Here is a 15,605-nt window from a genome sequence, read left to right on the forward strand (position 1 = left end):
CATGGAGTTGTTAAGTGTTCGGTAAGCGTAGCGGAACAGACACCGACTTTCGGGCGCCCAAGCCCGGCGCTGTGTCGCACGAGCCTGCCCCGGCTCCGGCGCCGACGATGTCGCGCGCCCCGACTCCGCCGGCCGTCGCCTCGCCGCCGCTTGCCCCTGCCAAGGCCGCACCGCCTCCGGCCATGGAGAGCCGGCGTTCGGACAATTATTACGAGGTCAAGGCGACCATCTTCGGCGCACTGATCGAGGCGATCGACCTCGCCCAGCTCGCCAAGCTCGATTCGGAGTCCGCGCGCGAGGAAATCCGCGACATCGTCAACGAGATCATCGCGATCAAGAACATCGTGATGTCGATCGCCGAGCAGGAAGAACTGCTCGACGACATCTGCAACGACGTGCTCGGCTACGGCCCGCTCGAACCGCTGTTGTCGCGCGACGACATCGCCGACATCATGGTCAACGGCGCCAACACCGTCTACATCGAAGTCGCCGGCAAGATCCAGCGCACCGGCATCCGCTTCCGCGACAACCAGCAGCTCCTCAACATCTGCCAGCGCATCGTCAGCCAGGTCGGCCGGCGCGTCGACGAATCCTCGCCGATCTGCGACGCGCGTCTCGCGGACGGCTCCCGCGTCAACGCCATCGTGCCGCCGCTGTCGATCGACGGCCCCACGCTCACCATTCGTAAGTTCAAGAAGGACAAGCTGACGCTGGATCAGCTGGTCAAGTTCGGCGCGATCTCGCCGGAGGGCGCCGAGATCCTCCAGATCATCGGCCGCGTCCGCTGCAACGTGCTGATCTCCGGCGGTACCGGCTCAGGCAAGACCACGCTGCTCAACTGCCTGACCAACTACATCGAGCACGACGAGCGCGTCATCACCTGCGAGGACGCCGCCGAGCTCCAGCTCCAGCAACCCCATGTAGTCCGGCTCGAAACCCGCCCGCCCAACATCGAGGGCGAGGGCCAGGTCACCATGCGCGAGCTGGTGCGCAACTGCCTGCGCATGCGTCCCGAACGCATCATCGTCGGCGAGGTCCGCGGACCCGAGGCGTTCGACCTGCTCCAGGCCATGAACACCGGCCACGACGGCTCGATGGGCACGCTGCACGCCAACAACCCACGCGAAGCCCTGTCGCGCTGCGAATCCATGATCACGATGGGCGGCTTCTCCCTGCCCTCGCGAACGATCCGCGAGATGATCTGCGCCTCGATCGACGTCATCATCCAGGCCGCGCGCCTACGCGACGGTTCACGCCGCATCACCCACATCACCGAGGTGATGGGCATGGAAGGTGACACCATCATCACCCAGGACATCTTCCTCTACGACATGGTCGGAGAGGACGCCAACGGCAAGATCATCGGCCGGCACCGCTCGACCGGCATCGGCCGTCCGAAGTTCTGGGAACGCGCCCGCTATTACGGCGAGGAGAAGCGGCTTGCCGCTGCGCTCGACGCAGCGGAAGTCGCTCCGAAGACGTGAGCAGGTCAGCGCCGCCATGAACATGCAGGTCCTCGCCCTCGCCTTCCTCGCCACCGCAGCGGTCGGTGGCATCGCCTGGGTCTTCCTCTATCCATTGCTGTCCGGGGAGCGAAAGGCGGAAAGCCGCCGCGCTTCGGTCGCGCGCGCCGAGGCGCCGACGGCCCGCCAGGCCGAGAAGACCCAGCGCTCGCGCCGCGAGCAGGTCGAGACCACGCTCAAGGACCTCGAGGCGCGGCGCGCCCAGGAGAAGAGCGCTCCGCTCAGCGTCCGCCTGTCGCAGGCGGGGCTTGACTGGACGCCGCAGAAATTCTGGATCGCGTCCGCCGTCGTGGCGGGCGTGTTCTTCGCGGTCGCGCTGTTTGGCGGCGGCGGCATGGTCGGTGCCGCCGGGCTCGCCTTTGCCGGCGGCTTCGGCCTGCCACGCTGGGCGCTCAGCTTCCTAAAGAAGCGTCGCGAGGCCAAGTTCCTCGCTGCGCTGCCCGACGCGGTTGACGTGATCGTTCGCGGCATCAAGGCGGGCCTGCCGCTGTTCGAATCGATCAAGGTCGTCGCCGCCGATTCTCCCGAGCCGCTGCGCAGCGAATTCCTGGCTATCATCGAGACGCAGGCGATCGGCATGCCGCTGGGCGAGGCCTGCGCGCGGCTCTACGAGCGCATGCCGCTGCCGGAGGCAAATTTCTTCGGCATCGTGGTGTCGATCCAACAGAAGTCGGGCGGCAACCTCTCCGAAGCGCTCGGCAACCTCTCCAAGGTGCTGCGCGACCGCAAGAAGATGCGGGAGAAGATCCAGGCGATGTCGATGGAAGCCAAGGCCTCGGCCGGCATCATCGGCTCGCTGCCGCCGATCGTGATGTTTCTCGTCTATCTCACGACGCCGCAGTACATCTCGCTGCTTTGGACTCATCCTACCGGACAGCTGATGCTGGTCGGCTGCGTCGTCTGGATGTCGATCGGCATCATGGTGATGAAGAAGATGATCAACTTCGATTTCTGACGGTGCCGTATGGTCGAATTACTCGTCTCGAAACTGCACGACGTCCGTTTCATGACCATGCTGCTCGCGGCTATCGCCGCCAGCGCAACCGTGTATACGCTGGTGATGCCGTTGTTCGCCGGCGAGGGCCTCTCCAAGCGCATGAAAGCGGTGGCGAGCGAGCGTGAGCGCATCCGGCAGCGCGAACGTGAGCGTCTTCACAAGAGCGAAAAGGTCTCGCTGCGCCAGACACCGAAGCAGCTCGTTTCCAAGGTGGTCGAGGACTTCAACCTCACCAAATGGCTCGCGCAGGAAGCTGCGCGGGACAAGCTCATCATGGCAGGTTACCGCGGCCAGGCGCCCTACATCACCTTCCTGTTTGCCCGCATGGTCGCCCCGATCGTGCTCTTCCTCGGCTCGGCCCTCTACGTCTTCGTGATCGCGCGCATGGAACAGGCGCTGCCGGTCAAGATCGGCATCTGCATCGGCGCTGCCTATCTCGGCCTTCAGGCGCCGATGCTGTTCCTCAGGAATGCGATCGCCAAGCGCCAGCTCTCGATCAAGCGTGCATTTCCCGACGCGCTCGACCTGCTCCTGATCTGCATCGAATCCGGCATGTCGGTCGAGATGGCATTCCGGAAGGTGGCGACCGAAATCGTGGGCCAGTCGATCGCGCTGTCGGAGGAGTTCACACTGACCACGGCCGAATTGTCCTATCTACAGGATCGCAAGGTCGCCTATGAGAACCTCGCTCGGCGCACCGGGCTCGAGGGCGTCAAGTCGGTGTGTCTCGCGCTTCAGCAGGCGGAACGCTACGGCACCCCGCTCGGCCACTCGCTGCGCGTCATGGCGCAGGAGAACCGCGACATGCGCATGAACGAGGCCGAGAAGAAGGCCGCCGCCCTGCCGCCGAAGCTGACGGTGCCGATGATCCTGTTCTTCCTGCCGGTGCTGTTCGTGGTCATTCTCGGACCGACCGCCATCAAGGTCACGGAGTTGCACTGAGTCAGAGCGGACCGCGCGGTTCGCCACTCAGGCTGAGATCAGGCGATCAGATCTGATCAGTCGGCCTGGCTGAGCGAAGCAACCGGCGTCCGCTTCGGTGCACCGTGCGGGACGTCGCTGCGGCTGAGCATGTCCTTGAGATAGGCGACATTGGCCGCGGCCTGGTCCGGTGGCAGGTCCGCTTTCACGATGGTCTCCGCTTCCGCGAAGCGGCCCTGGAGACCGACGACCAAGGCGAGGTTCTGCCGCACCCGCGCGCTCGCACGCGGCGATGCGTAGGCCTGTCGCAGCGCCTCTTCGGCTTTCGGCAGCTCTCTCGACAACATGTAGGACAGGCCGAGATTGGAGAGCACGCCGGGATCACCCGGTGCGATCTTCAGCGCGCTCGCGTAGTAGGATCTCGCTTCCTCATGACGCCCCATCTGGTCCAGCGCCGTGCCCTGCACCGAAAGCAGGCGCCAGTCCGGATTGTCGGGCGAATGCGCCTTCGACAGGACGTCGAAAGCCTGCTGGAAATTGCCGTTGTCGGCGAGCGCGCGGCCGTACTGGGCGAGCAGCGCCTTGTTGCCGGGATTGGCGATGGTCGCCTGCTCGAGCACGGCGGCGGCCTGGGCGCGCTGGCCGTTGGCGCGCAAGGCCTGTCCGTAGGCGAGCGCGGCGTTGGCATCCTTGGGATTGGCGCGGTAGCGCTCGCCATAGACTTCGACGGCACGCGCTGGATCGGTGGACGCACGGTCGGCGGGAGCCGCCTCCGCCCGGGGGCCGACCGAGCCCGTCACTTCGGAGAGTTTGGACATGGCCGTGCAGCCGCCGAGGCCCATGGCCACCGCCGCGATCAGCGACGTGGAGGCAAGAAGCCGGGCAAGACTGATCCGTTGACGCATGAAGCCTTGATTCTGGAGCCGCTTGATCGAGCCGAACGCGCCAGCAATAGGATGTTAACCCTAACGGCCGGTTAACGCCGCCTCTGGCCTCTCGCGGCGGCGTCACGACCGCAACGCTCGTAACGGCGTGAGGCCGTCCCCTTCCAAACCGCAGCTCTCGGCGCGAGATACGAGATCCGCCCGAGGACGGTGTCCTCTCGCCCGGTCAATATTCGATGGCGAGCCGCCTGCGGATTTCGTCGATGCGCTTGTCGAGCGCATCGAACCGCGCGTGGACGGAGCGGTCGTGCAGATAAAAGACGTAACCTCCGGCGAGGAATGCGAAGATCCAATGGTGATGCTCGATATAGCCAAAAATCGCCTCGACGGCCTGGCCGACGAATGTGACCACGCTCCACACAAATTCCATCGCATTTCCTCCCGGCGCTTCCTGGTCGGTCGCCGGCGATCTCCACATCTGGCGGCCGCACCCCCGAACCTAGCATGGCCTTGCGGCGCGTAGCAGGTCGCTGAACGGTGACGGCAATGCCGATTGCAGCGGCGGCGAAACTCTGCGAAGTCTCGTCAGTTCGCATGACCCCGCTTGATCTGACGATCCGGACCCGCCAATGCCCTCTATCTTCGAGACGTCGCCCACCGCCATCCCGGTCACTTTCGTCACCAAGTCGAGCTGGGATCAGATTGCCGAGACGCTGCCGCCGGCGCAACGCCAGTTCGCCGCCGCGAGCGCCTTTGCCGCCAAGCCGGGCGGCTATCTGGCACTTCCCGCGCCGGACGGGGCGATTGCTCAGGTGCTGTTCGGCCTCGAGGATGAGGGTCCAAGATCGCGCGACCTGTTCCGACCCGGGGCCCTGCCCGGCCTGTTGCCGCCGGGCACCTATCGCTTTGCCAACGCACCGCACGATCCGCGGCTGGCGGCGCTCGCCTTCGCACTGGGGTGCTACCGCTTCGCCCGCTACCGCAAGGCCGATCGCCCCGAGGTCCGGTTGGTGCCGCCTGACGGTGTCGACGCGGCCGAGATCGAGCGGATCGCCGATGCCGCAATGCTGGCGCGCGACCTCATCAACACGCCGTCCAACGACATGGGCCCGGCGGAACTCGCCGCAGCCGCGCAGGCGCTCGCAACCGAGTTCGGCGCGAGCTTCGCCTGCACCGTCGGCGAGGATCTGAAGACGAATTTCCCGCTGATCCACGCCGTCGGCATGGCCTCCAGCCGTGCGCCGCGGCTGATCGACATCGGCTGGGGCGATCCTGATCATCCCAAGGTGACGCTGGTCGGCAAAGGCGTGTGCTTCGACACCGGCGGACTCGACCTGAAGCCGTCGAGCGGCATGCTGATCATGAAGAAGGACATGGGCGGCGCCGCCAACGTGCTGGCGCTCGCGCGCATGGTGATGGACGCGAAGCTGAAGGTGCGGCTGCGCGTGCTGATTCCGGCCGTGGAAAACTCGGTCGCCGGCAATGCCTTCCGCCCCCTCGACATCTTCACCTCGCGCAAGGGCATCACGGTCGAGATCGGCAATACCGACGCGGAAGGCCGGCTCGTCCTCGCCGACGCGCTGGCGCTGGCAGACGAGGAGAAGCCTGAGCTGCTGATCGATCTGGGCACGCTGACCGGCGCGGCACGCGTCGCGCTGGGGCCGGATTTACCGCCCTTTTACACCAATGATGAGACGCTGGCCGCCGACGTCGCGCGCTGCGCAGCGAAGGAGAACGATCCGTTGTGGCGCATGCCGCTGTGGCCGCCTTACGATTCCTGGCTCGACTCCAAGACGGCCACCATCACCAACGCGCCGTCCGGCGGCTTCGCCGGCTCGATCACTTGCGCGCTGTTCCTGCAACGCTTCGTCGAGCACGCCAGGAGCTGGCTGCATGTCGACATCTATGGTTGGACGCCGTCGGCGAAGCCGGCGCGGCCCGAGGGCGGCGAGTGCCAGGCCGCTCGCGCCATCTACGCATTGCTGAGCGAGCGCTATGCATGATCCAGGACACGATCCAAGGCTGACGCCGGCGCGGGGCGACATCGCCGCGAAATATCTCGAAGGCAAGGTCGAGGCGGATCGCTTCGTCACCGGGGAGGAATTCGAGGTGGTCGAGGCGATCGCACCGGTGCGCGAGCAGCCGTCCTCGAACGCCATGCTGATGACGGAAGCGCTACGCGGCGAGCGCGTCACGGTCTACGACCGCAACGGCGAGGGCTGGGCCTGGGGCCAGCTCAATGGCGACGGCTATGTCGGCTGGCTGCCCGACGCGGCGCTCGTGAAACCTGCGGCCGCGCCGACGCACAAGGTGGGCGCGCTGCGAACGTTCGCGTTCCCCGGCCCCTCCATCAAGCTGCCGCCGGCCGACACGCTCGTGATGGGTTCGAAGATTGCCGTGGCGCGCGAGGACGGCTCTTTCGCCCTGACGCGCGACGGGAGATTTTTGCCGAAGACGCATCTCGTCCCGCTCGATCGGCGCGAGCCGGACTTCGTTGCCGTCGCCGAGCGCTTCGTCGGCACGCCCTATCTGTGGGGCGGCAAGAGCAGCCTCGGCATCGACTGCTCGGGCCTCGTGCAGATCTCGCTGACCGCCGCAGGCATCGGCTGCCCGCGCGATAGCGACATGCAGCAGGCCGGACTCGGCCGCACGCTGGAGCCTCATGAGCGAGGCAGCTTTCTGCGCGGCGATCTGATCTTCTGGAAGGGCCATGTCGCCATCGTCCGAGATGCCAGCACCATGGTTCACGCCAATGCATATCACATGGCGACCGTGATCGAGCCGACCGAGCCCGCGATTGCGCGGATCAGGCAGGCCGGCAGCGAGGTCACCGCGATCAAGCGACTCTAGCGGGCCTGCCTCGACCATTACCTCTCGTTCCACAAACACACGACGCTTTCTGTATTTGAACGACAGCATCGGGCCGGGCAGCAAGTATGGGGTCACAGCGAGCTTGTTGACCGCACCATGTCGATCCACATCTCACTGCGCCGGCCGCACGATGCGCCGGCTGGTGATGGAGATCGACTATGACTGGACTGAAGATTCTCGCTGCCGCGGCCTTGCTGTCGGGCCTGACCTTGAGCACCGCTTACGCGCAGTCTGGCTTTGCAAGCAGCCATCCGGATACGTACGAGGCCGAGTATCCCAATCGCAACCTGGATGGCACACTGACGCCGGCAGGTCGGATAGACCTCGAGTTGCCCGATGGCGCGGCTCCTGCGCAGGGAGTGAACAACGCCCTGGCTCGCGTGGACGGCGCCGCCTCACGTTCCTGCGCGGAGCGCTACCGATCCTACGATCCAGCAACGAGCACCTACATCGGTCGAGACGGTCGCCGCTATCTCTGCAGATGACGCCGCGATTGCGGACCTGCATCCGCGGCAGGATTTGAGGCGACGCCGAGGCGGCGCCTCAACGCCCCCGAGCATTTCGCCTCCGCCCCTCGACGGACAGGTCGCAGTCCCGGGAATGACGCAAGCTACGTCGCTACCGAGCCATTCCCGGCCGTCTCCAGCCGGAACGCGGCCGCGAACAGCGCGCGCGTGTAATCCGTCTTCGGATTCTTGAACAGCTCGGCGGCTTGGCCTTCCTCGACCACCTTGCCGCCGCGCATCACGATGAGATGGCTGGCGAGCGAGGCGACGACGCGCAAATCGTGAGAGATGAACATATAGGTGAGATCGCGCTTGCGCTGGAGCTCGCGCAAGAGGTCGACCATCTGCGCCTGGAACAGCATGTCGAGCGCGCTGGTCGGCTCGTCCAGCACGACGAAATCCGGCTCCAGCACCACCGCGCGCGCGATGCTGATGCGCTGGCGCTGGCCGCCGGAGAATTCATGCGGATAGCGGAAGCGGGTATCCGGATTGAGCCCGACGTCCTCCAGCGCCTTGACGACGCGCACCTCGCGTTCCTCGCGCGACAGCTTCGGCTGATGCACGGACAGGCCTTCGGCGATGATGTCGGCCACCGACATGCGGGGGCTGAGCGAGCCGAACGGATCCTGGAACACGATCTGCATGTCGCGCCGGAACGGCCGCATCTCCTTGAAGCGCAGGCCCTGGATGTCCTTGCCCAGGAACACGATGCGCCCGTCCGAGGAGATCAGCCGCAGCAGGGCGAGACCCAGCGTGGTCTTGCCCGAGCCTGATTCGCCGACGACCCCGAGCGTCTCGCCCTTGCGCACGGCGACGCTGACGCCATCGACCGCCTTGATGTGGCCGACCGTCTTGCGCATCAGGCCGCGCTTGATCGGAAACCAGACTTTGAGCTCATTGACCGACATCACCACGGGCGCATCTGGCTGCGGCGGCGCCGGATCGGGCTTCGGCTCCGCCGCGAGCAGGTCGCGCGTATAGGGATGCTTCGGGGTCTTGAAGACCTGGTCGACCGGTCCCTGCTCGACGACCACGCCACCCTTCATGACGCAGACGGTGTCGGCGATGCGGCGAACGATGCCGAGATCGTGGGTGATGAACAGCAGGCTCATGCCGAGCCGCGAACGGATCTCGGCGAGCAGCGCCAGTATCTGCGCCTGCACGGTGACGTCGAGCGCCGTCGTCGGCTCGTCCGCGATCAGAAGGTCCGGCTCGTTGGCGAGCGCCATCGCGATCATCACGCGCTGACGCTGGCCGCCGGAGAGCTGGTGCGGATAGCTCTTCAGCCGCGTCTCGGGCTCGGGAATGCCGACCTGCGTCAGCAGTTCCAGCGTCCGCCTGCGCGCCTCGGCATTGCTGGTGGGATTGTGCAGCTGGATGATCTCGCCGATCTGCGCCTCGATCGTGTGCAGCGGATTGAGCGAGGTCATCGGCTCCTGGAAGATGATGGAGATGTCGCTGCCGCGAATCTCGCGCATCTTCTGCTCGGACCGGTCGATCAGCTCCTGTCCCTTGAAGCGGATGCTGCCCGAGGGATGCGACGCGTTCGGATAGGGCAACAGCTTCAGGATCGAGAGCGCGCTGACCGACTTGCCGGAACCGGATTCGCCGACCAGCGCCACGCATTCGCCGCGCTTGATCTGGAACGAGACCTTGTCGACCGCGAGCGTGGTGGCGCCGCCCTGGTGGAAGGCCACCGAAAGATCGCGCACGCTGAGCAGGGGCTGGTTGATCGCGTCCATGGCCTACCTGAACGTCTTGCGCGGATCGAAGGCGTCGCGCACGGCTTCGCCGATGAAGATCAGGAGCGACAGCATGATCGCAACCGAGAAGAAGCCGGAGAAACCGAGCCAGGGTGCCTGCACGTTGGATTTGGCCTGCGACAGCAATTCGCCCAGCGAAGGCGATCCCGGCGGCAGGCCGAAGCCCAGGAAATCGAGCGCCGTCAATGTCATCACCGAACTCGACACGATGAAAGGCAGGAACGTCATGGTCGCGACCATCGCATTCGGCAGCAGGTGGCGGAACATGATGACCGGGTTGGAGACGCCGAGCGCCCGCGCCGCCTGGATGTATTCGAAGTTGCGCCCGCGCAGGAACTCGGCCCGCACCAGACCGACCAGCGAGACCCAGGAGAACAGCAGCAGGATGCCGAGCAGCACGAAGAAGCCGGGCACGAGGACCGAGGACAGGATCAGGAGAAGGTAGAGCGAGGGAATCGCCGTCCAGATCTCGATGAAGCGCTGGAAGATGAGGTCGACCCGGCCGCCGAAATAGCCCTGCACCGCCCCCGCCGCGATGCCGATGACGGACGAGACGATCGTGAGACAAAGTCCGAACAGCACCGAGATGCGGAAGCCATAGATCAATCGCGCCACCACGTCGCGGCCCTGATCGTCGGTGCCGAGCCAGTTATATTCGAGGTCGCGGCAGCTCTTCAGCCCCTTCTTCTCCACCACCGGCTGACACTGCTTCTCCGTCAACATCCAGGTCGGCGGCGACGGCGCCGGCGTCGGCAAGTCGAGATTGTGAGTATCGTAGGAATAGCGGATCAGGGGCCAGACGATTGTGCCGTTCTTGTCCTTGATGAGCTTCTGCAAATAGGGGTCGCGATAGTCGGCCGCCGTCTCGAAATCGCCGCCGAAGGTCGTTTCCGAATAGGTCACGAAGGCGGGCCAATAGAGCCGGCCGTCGAACTTGATCAGGAAGGGCCGATCGTTGGCGATCAGCTCGGCGAACAGCGAGACCACAAACAGGACGATGAAGATCCAGAACGACCAGTAGCCGCGGCGGTTGGCCTTGAAGTTCTGCCACCGGCGCCTGTTGAGCGGCGAAGGCACGAACGGCTTGCGCGTGATCGGCACCGAATCGCCGAGCGGCGATTTCGCCGTGGTTTCGATCGGCGTCGTTGGGGCGGTCAGCGTCATCAGACCTCCCGCGCCTCGAAATCGATCCGGGGGTCGATCCACATATAGGTCAGGTCGGAGATCAGGTTGATCACGAGACCGACCAGCGAAAAGATGTAAAGCGTGCCGAACACCACGGGATAGTCGCGGTTGAGCACGCTCTCGAAGCTGAGCAGCCCCAGCCCGTCCAGCGAGAAGATGGTCTCGATCAGAAGCGAGCCTGAAAAGAAGGCGTGGATGAAGGTCCCGGGGAAGCCGGCGATCACGATCAACATCGCATTGCGGAAGACATGGCCGTACAGCACCCGGTTCTCGCTGCACCCCTTGGCGCGCGCGGTCATGACGTATTGCTTGCGGATCTCGTCAAGGAACGAGTTCTTGGTCAGGAACGTCATGGTGGTGAACGCGCCGAGACCCATGGCGATCAGCGGCAGCGTCAGATGCCAGAAATAGTCGATGATCTTCCAATACCAGGGAAACTGCGACCAGCCGTCCGAGGTCAGTCCGCGCAACGGGAACCAGTTGAAGAAGGAGCCGCCGGCAAACAGGATGATCAGGAGGATCGCGAACAGGAAGCCGGGAATGGCATAGCCCAGCACGAGAACGGTCGACGTCCAGGTGTCGAAGCGGGTGCCGTCCTTGATCGCCTTGCGGATGCCGAGCGGGATCGAGATCAGATAGGTGATCAGCGTCAGCCAGATCCCCAGCGAGATCGAAACCGGCAGCTTCTCCTTGATCAGCTGGATCACGCTGACGTCGCGAAAATAGCTCTTGCCGAAATCGAAACGGGCGAAATTCCAAACCATCAGCGCGAAGCGTTCCGGTGCCGGCTTGTCGAATCCGAACTGCACCTCCAGCTTCTTGATGAAATCGGGATCGAGCCCCTGCGCGCCGCGATATTTGGAGTTGATGGCGTCGCCGCCGGCACCGACCTGCCCGGGAGCGCGCTGCGCAAAATCGCTGCCGCCCGAAATGCGCGACGTGCCGCCGGTGTCGGCGCCCGAGAGCTGCGCGATCACACGCTCGACCGGGCCGCCCGGCGCGAACTGCACGACGATGAAGGACACGAAGAGGATCCCGAGCAGCGTCGGGATCATCAGGAGGATGCGGCGGGCGATATAGGCGCTCATGGCTATTTTGCCTGCTCGAGCTTGGCCGCCTTGGCGGGTTCATGCCACCAGATGTCGGGCGCGCCGACGCCGTTGGCATATCGCGGCAGCTTCTGCGGATGGCCGAATTGGTCCCAATAAGCCAGCCGGTGCGTCTTGTTGTACCATTGCGGCACCCAGTAGCGGCCGGCGCGGAACAGGCGATCGAAAGCGCGGCAGGCGACGGTCAGCTCTTCGCGGCTGTCAGCCGCCATGATTTTTTCGATCATGGCGTCGATGGCCGGGCTGGCGATGCCCGCGAGATTGTACGAGCCCTTGGTGTTCGCGACCTGCGAGGAGAAGTACGAGCGCATGGCATCGCCCGGCGTCGCCGACATGCTGAAGCGCTGGATCGTCATGTCGAAATCGAAGTCGTCCTGACGTGCCCTGTATTGCACTGCATCGACGAGGCGCACGTTCGCTTCGATACCGAGCGTCGCGAGATTTTTGATGTAGGGCGCATGATGCGGCTGGAAGGAGGGCTCATCCAACAGGAACTCGATCTTGAACACCTCGCCATTCGGCAGCATCCGCTTGCCGTCCTTGATGGGCACACCCGCCTCGTTGAGCAGTTGCTGAGCCTTGCGCAACAGGCTGCGGTCTTGCCCGGAGCCGTCCGTGACCGGAGGCGTGAACGGTGCGGTGAAAACGTCTTCCGGAACCTGGCCGCGAAACGGCTCCAGCAGCTTCAGCTCTTCCGGCGAAGGCGGCGCATTGCCTGCCATGAGGTCCGAGTTCTGGAATGGCGACACCGTACGGGCATAGGCGCCGTACATGATGGTCTTGTTGGTCCATTCGAAATCGAAGGCGTTGATCAGGGCCTCGCGCACGCGAGGGTCCTTGAACTTGTCGCGCCGCGTGTTGATGAACCAGCCCTGTGCACCGGACGGCGTATCGTCGGGCACGACCTCCATCTTGACGCGGCCATCCTTCACCGCCGGAAAGTCATAGCGCGTCGCCCAGATGCGCGAGGTGAACTCCTCGCGATAGAGATAGCTCTTGCCGGTGAAACCTTCGAAGGCGACGTCGCGGTCGCGATAGAACTCGTAGCGCACGACATCGAAATTGTAGCTGCCGCGGCAAACCGGCAGATCGGCGGCCCACCAGTCCTTGACCCGCTCGAATTCGATGTAACGGTTGACCTCGAACCTGCCGACCTTGTACGGACCGGAGCCGAGCGGAATATCCAGCGTCGATTCATCGAACGGCCGGGACGCATAATAGGCTTTCGAAAAGATCGGCAGTCCGGCGACATAGAGCGGCACGTCGCGGGCGCGTCCCTTGGCGAAGGTGACGACGAGCGTCGCGTCGTCGATGGCTTCCGCGTTCACGAAGTCACGCATCTGCACGATGATCAGCGGGTGGCCCTTGGCCTTCAACGTCGTCAGCGAGAACGCCGCGTCGTGGGCGGTGAGCCTGGTGCCGTCATGGAATTTCGCCTCCGGCCGCATCGTGAAGCGATAGACCAGCCTGCCCGGCGATATCTGCACGGATTTTGCGGCAAGCCCGTACATCGCGTCCGGCTCGTCGCTGCCGCGCACCATCAGCGGCGAAAACGTCATGTCCATGCCTTGCGCGCCATCCCCCTTGAGGATGTAGGCGTTGAGCGAGTTGAAGGTCTGGTAGGACTGGTTATACGACCTCGTCGATGGGATGAGCGAGAACGTGCCGCCCTTCGGCGCAGACGGATTGACGTAGTCGAAATGGTGGAAATCGGCGGGATATTTGAGATCGCCGAACGCGGAGATGCCGTGAGCCTCGGTCGCGGCTTCCGATGCACACGCACCGCGCAACGGCGCACCAATGGACGCCCCGAGGGCGCCGCCAACACCCAAGGCCAGCACATGGCGGCGTGACATCTGCGTCATGCGGGGAATGTCCTTCACGACTTCTTTGCGATCCGCGCCGCCTTGTCTGCGTCGTACCACCAGATGAACGGGAAACCGGACAGACCGTATCTGGGCAATTCGGCCGGCCGGCCGAAGCGGTCCCAGCGCGCGGTGCGCACCTTGTTGTAGGTCCACTGCGGCACGACGTAGTGATTCCACAGCAGCACCCGGTCCAGCGCCTTGGTTGCGGCCACCAGATTGTCGCGATCGGTGGCGTAGATCACCCGTTCGATCAGCTTGTCGATCGCGGGATTCTTGATGCCGCCGATGTTGCGCGAGCCGGCGATGTCGGCCGTCTTGGACGACCAGAACTCACGCTGCTCATTCCCCGGCGACTGCGACTCGCCCCATGAGTTGGTGACGATATCGAAATCCCACTCGCGCGTCCTGTTCTCGTATTGGGTCGGATCGACCGTCCGCACGCTGACGGCAATGCCGAGTCGCTCCAGCGACGGCTTGTAGAACAGCGTGATCCGCTCGAAGCTCGGATCCTGGTTCAGCAATTCCAGCGAAAACTGGGTGCCGGTCTTGACGTCGATCAGCTTGCGGTCGCGCACCTCGTAGCCAGCCTCCTTGAACAGGCGCAGCGCCTCGCGCAAATTGTCGCGTACCGCTTCGGGGCTGCCGCCAACCGGATTGCTGTAGGGCGTCGTGAAGACCTCGGGCGGGACCTGGGCGCGGACGGTTTCGAGGATCTCGAGCTCCTTGCCCTGCGGCAAGCCGGTCGCCATGAGTTCCTCGATGCCGTCGAAATAGCTGCTGATACGCTTGTACTGACCGAAGAAGATCTGCTTGTTCATCTCCTCGAAGTCGAAGGCGTAGTTGAGCGCACGACGCACGCGGGGGTCGCTGAACTTGGCACGTCGCAGGTTCGGCACGAAGGCCTGCATCACGCCCGAACTGCGATTGACGAATTCCTCCAGGATCACGCGTTTGTCGCTCACGGCCGGGAAGTCGTAGGCCGTCGCCCAGCTCTTGGCGCTGTTCTCGGTGCGCCAATCGACCTGATCGGCCTTGAAGGCCTCGATCGCGACCGTGGCGTCTCGGAAATATTCGTAGCGCAGCTCGTCGAAATTGTTGCGGCCAACATTGGCGGCGAGGTCGCGGCCCCAATAATCCTTGACGCGCTCCAGCGCGATCGACCGTCCTGCCACGAACTCCTTGACCCTGTAGGGGCCCGAACCGAGCGGCACTTCGAGCGTGGTGGCGGAGATATCGCGCTTGCGGCCTTGCGCGTCCGTCCCCTCCCACCAATGCTTCGGCAAGACCGTAAGCTGTCCCACAATCTGCGGCAATTCGCGATTGCCCGGTGCGTCGAATACGAACTTCACCTCGCGCTCGCCGACCTTCTCGGCCTTCACCACATGGCTGTAGTACGCCGAGTACATCGGATGGTGCTTCTTGAAGGAATCGAGCGAGAAGATCACGTCCTCCGGCGTGACGGGCTTGCCGTCATGCCATTTCGCCTGCGGCCGCAAACGATAGGTGACGAAGGAGAAATCGTCCGGGTGGCTGACCGCCTCGGCCAGCGCGCCGTATTCGGTCGAGACCTCGTCGAGTGAGGGCGTCATGAGGGATTCGTAGATGAAGGCGACGGCACCGGCGACCTGCCCCTTCACACCTGATACGACGATGTTGAAATTGTCGAATGTGCCGACGGCGATCTGGCGCGCGACGCCGCCTTTGGGCGCGTCCGGATTGACGTAGTCGAAGCGCTTGAAGTCGGCGGGGTACTTGACCTTTCCGAAAAGGGACAGCGCGTGGCGCCAGGGCAGCTCATTGGAAGACTGCGCTTCGGCCGCGCCGACGACGGGAACGCCCGCCACGGAACCGAGAGCGGGGAGCGCTGCGGCCGCAGCGCCGGTGAGCAGAAGATCGCGTCGGGTAATGGCCAAATCAACATCCCTGTCTTGAAGGAGGCTACTCCTTTAAGTTCCTAATATAGACGAGGTTTCGACCG

13 protein-coding genes are annotated in these 15,605 nt (G+C 64.3%); 6 read left to right on the forward strand and 7 right to left on the reverse strand.

Going from position 1 to position 15,605, the window contains the following annotated elements:
• The first annotated feature begins 14 nt into the window (after positions 1 to 14).
• Genes ACM42_RS21470 through ACM42_RS21480 form a run of 3 tightly spaced genes read left to right on the forward strand, consistent with a single transcriptional unit; the run spans position 15 to position 3,462 of the window.
• Positions 15 to 1,484: a CpaF family protein gene (locus ACM42_RS21470; protein WP_271529794.1), complete on the forward strand. Its 1,470-nt coding sequence runs from the start codon at positions 15 to 17 to the stop codon at positions 1,482 to 1,484.
• Between the two features lie 16 nt (positions 1,485 to 1,500).
• Positions 1,501 to 2,478 (forward strand): type II secretion system F family protein, encoded by a 978-nt coding sequence (locus tag ACM42_RS21475; RefSeq protein ID WP_271529795.1) that lies wholly within the window; start codon positions 1,501 to 1,503, stop codon positions 2,476 to 2,478.
• A 9-nt stretch (positions 2,479 to 2,487) separates the two neighbouring features.
• Positions 2,488 to 3,462: a type II secretion system F family protein gene (locus ACM42_RS21480; protein ID WP_271529796.1), complete on the forward strand. Its 975-nt coding sequence runs from the start codon at positions 2,488 to 2,490 to the stop codon at positions 3,460 to 3,462.
• Positions 3,463 to 3,518: 56 nt separating this feature from the next.
• On the opposite strand, the gene ACM42_RS21485 is transcribed toward ACM42_RS21480, so the two are convergent.
• Positions 3,519 to 4,346 (reverse strand): tetratricopeptide repeat protein, encoded by an 828-nt coding sequence (locus ACM42_RS21485; RefSeq protein WP_271529797.1) that lies wholly within the window; start codon positions 4,344 to 4,346, stop codon positions 3,519 to 3,521.
• 205 nt (positions 4,347 to 4,551) lie between these two features.
• Positions 4,552 to 4,755 carry a hypothetical protein gene (locus ACM42_RS21490; protein WP_028177287.1) on the reverse strand — a complete coding sequence of 68 codons (204 nt, stop codon included), beginning with the start codon at positions 4,753 to 4,755 and terminating at the stop codon, positions 4,552 to 4,554.
• 199 nt (positions 4,756 to 4,954) lie between these two features.
• Between ACM42_RS21490 and ACM42_RS21495 the strand changes: the two genes are divergently transcribed.
• From ACM42_RS21495 to ACM42_RS21505, 3 genes are all read left to right on the forward strand, one after another.
• On the forward strand, positions 4,955 to 6,328 hold the full coding sequence (locus ACM42_RS21495; RefSeq protein ID WP_271529798.1) for a leucyl aminopeptidase family protein: 1,374 nt from the start codon (positions 4,955 to 4,957) through the stop codon (positions 6,326 to 6,328).
• The gene (locus ACM42_RS21500; protein ID WP_271529799.1) at positions 6,321 to 7,175 is read left to right on the forward strand and encodes a C40 family peptidase; all 855 of its coding nucleotides are present in this window, start codon (positions 6,321 to 6,323) and stop codon (positions 7,173 to 7,175) included. The genes ACM42_RS21495 and ACM42_RS21500 overlap by 8 nt, the downstream gene beginning before the upstream one ends.
• A gap of 179 nt (positions 7,176 to 7,354) precedes the next feature.
• Positions 7,355 to 7,681 (forward strand): BA14K family protein, encoded by a 327-nt coding sequence (locus ACM42_RS21505; RefSeq protein ID WP_271529800.1) that lies wholly within the window; start codon positions 7,355 to 7,357, stop codon positions 7,679 to 7,681.
• Positions 7,682 to 7,806: 125 nt separating this feature from the next.
• On the opposite strand, the gene ACM42_RS21510 is transcribed toward ACM42_RS21505, so the two are convergent.
• The 5 genes from ACM42_RS21510 to ACM42_RS21530 are packed head-to-tail and all read right to left on the reverse strand — an operon-like array spanning position 7,807 to position 15,540.
• Positions 7,807 to 9,444: an ABC transporter ATP-binding protein gene (locus tag ACM42_RS21510; protein WP_271529801.1), complete on the reverse strand. Its 1,638-nt coding sequence runs from the start codon at positions 9,442 to 9,444 to the stop codon at positions 7,807 to 7,809.
• Between the two features lie 3 nt (positions 9,445 to 9,447).
• Positions 9,448 to 10,629: an ABC transporter permease gene (locus tag ACM42_RS21515; protein ID WP_271529802.1), complete on the reverse strand. Its 1,182-nt coding sequence runs from the start codon at positions 10,627 to 10,629 to the stop codon at positions 9,448 to 9,450.
• Entirely contained in the window at positions 10,629 to 11,738 is a 1,110-nt protein-coding gene (locus ACM42_RS21520) for a microcin C ABC transporter permease YejB (protein ID WP_239627354.1), read from the reverse strand. The genes ACM42_RS21515 and ACM42_RS21520 overlap by 1 nt, the downstream gene beginning before the upstream one ends.
• Before the next feature lie 2 nt (positions 11,739 to 11,740).
• Positions 11,741 to 13,624 (reverse strand): extracellular solute-binding protein, encoded by a 1,884-nt coding sequence (locus tag ACM42_RS21525; protein ID WP_271529805.1) that lies wholly within the window; start codon positions 13,622 to 13,624, stop codon positions 11,741 to 11,743.
• A 14-nt stretch (positions 13,625 to 13,638) separates the two neighbouring features.
• Positions 13,639 to 15,540, reverse strand: a complete 1,902-nt coding sequence (locus tag ACM42_RS21530) for an extracellular solute-binding protein (protein ID WP_271529806.1) — start codon at positions 15,538 to 15,540, stop codon at positions 13,639 to 13,641.
• Positions 15,541 to 15,605: the final 65 nt, after the last annotated feature.

Source organism: Bradyrhizobium sp. CCBAU 25338 (genome assembly GCF_028128965.1).
In the GTDB taxonomy this organism is placed as follows: domain Bacteria; phylum Pseudomonadota; class Alphaproteobacteria; order Rhizobiales; family Xanthobacteraceae; genus Bradyrhizobium; species Bradyrhizobium liaoningense.

Bases quoted from the DNA above. Each gene is read 5' to 3' on its own strand.
- ACM42_RS21475 (WP_271529795.1), top strand. From the start codon at position 1,501: ATGAACATGCAGGTCCTCGCCCTCGCCTTCCTCGCCACCGCAGCGGTC.
- ACM42_RS21480 (WP_271529796.1), top strand. From the start codon at position 2,488: ATGGTCGAATTACTCGTCTCGAAACTGCACGACGTCCGTTTCATGACC.
- ACM42_RS21485 (WP_271529797.1), bottom strand. From the start codon at position 4,346: ATGCGTCAACGGATCAGTCTTGCCCGGCTTCTTGCCTCCACGTCGCTG.
- ACM42_RS21490 (WP_028177287.1), bottom strand. From the start codon at position 4,755: ATGGAATTTGTGTGGAGCGTGGTCACATTCGTCGGCCAGGCCGTCGAG.
- ACM42_RS21495 (WP_271529798.1), top strand. From the start codon at position 4,955: ATGCCCTCTATCTTCGAGACGTCGCCCACCGCCATCCCGGTCACTTTC.
- ACM42_RS21500 (WP_271529799.1), top strand. From the start codon at position 6,321: ATGCATGATCCAGGACACGATCCAAGGCTGACGCCGGCGCGGGGCGAC.
- ACM42_RS21505 (WP_271529800.1), top strand. From the start codon at position 7,355: ATGACTGGACTGAAGATTCTCGCTGCCGCGGCCTTGCTGTCGGGCCTG.
- ACM42_RS21510 (WP_271529801.1), bottom strand. From the start codon at position 9,444: ATGGACGCGATCAACCAGCCCCTGCTCAGCGTGCGCGATCTTTCGGTG.
- ACM42_RS21515 (WP_271529802.1), bottom strand. From the start codon at position 10,629: ATGACGCTGACCGCCCCAACGACGCCGATCGAAACCACGGCGAAATCG.
- ACM42_RS21520 (WP_239627354.1), bottom strand. From the start codon at position 11,738: ATGAGCGCCTATATCGCCCGCCGCATCCTCCTGATGATCCCGACGCTG.
- ACM42_RS21525 (WP_271529805.1), bottom strand. From the start codon at position 13,624: ATGACGCAGATGTCACGCCGCCATGTGCTGGCCTTGGGTGTTGGCGGC.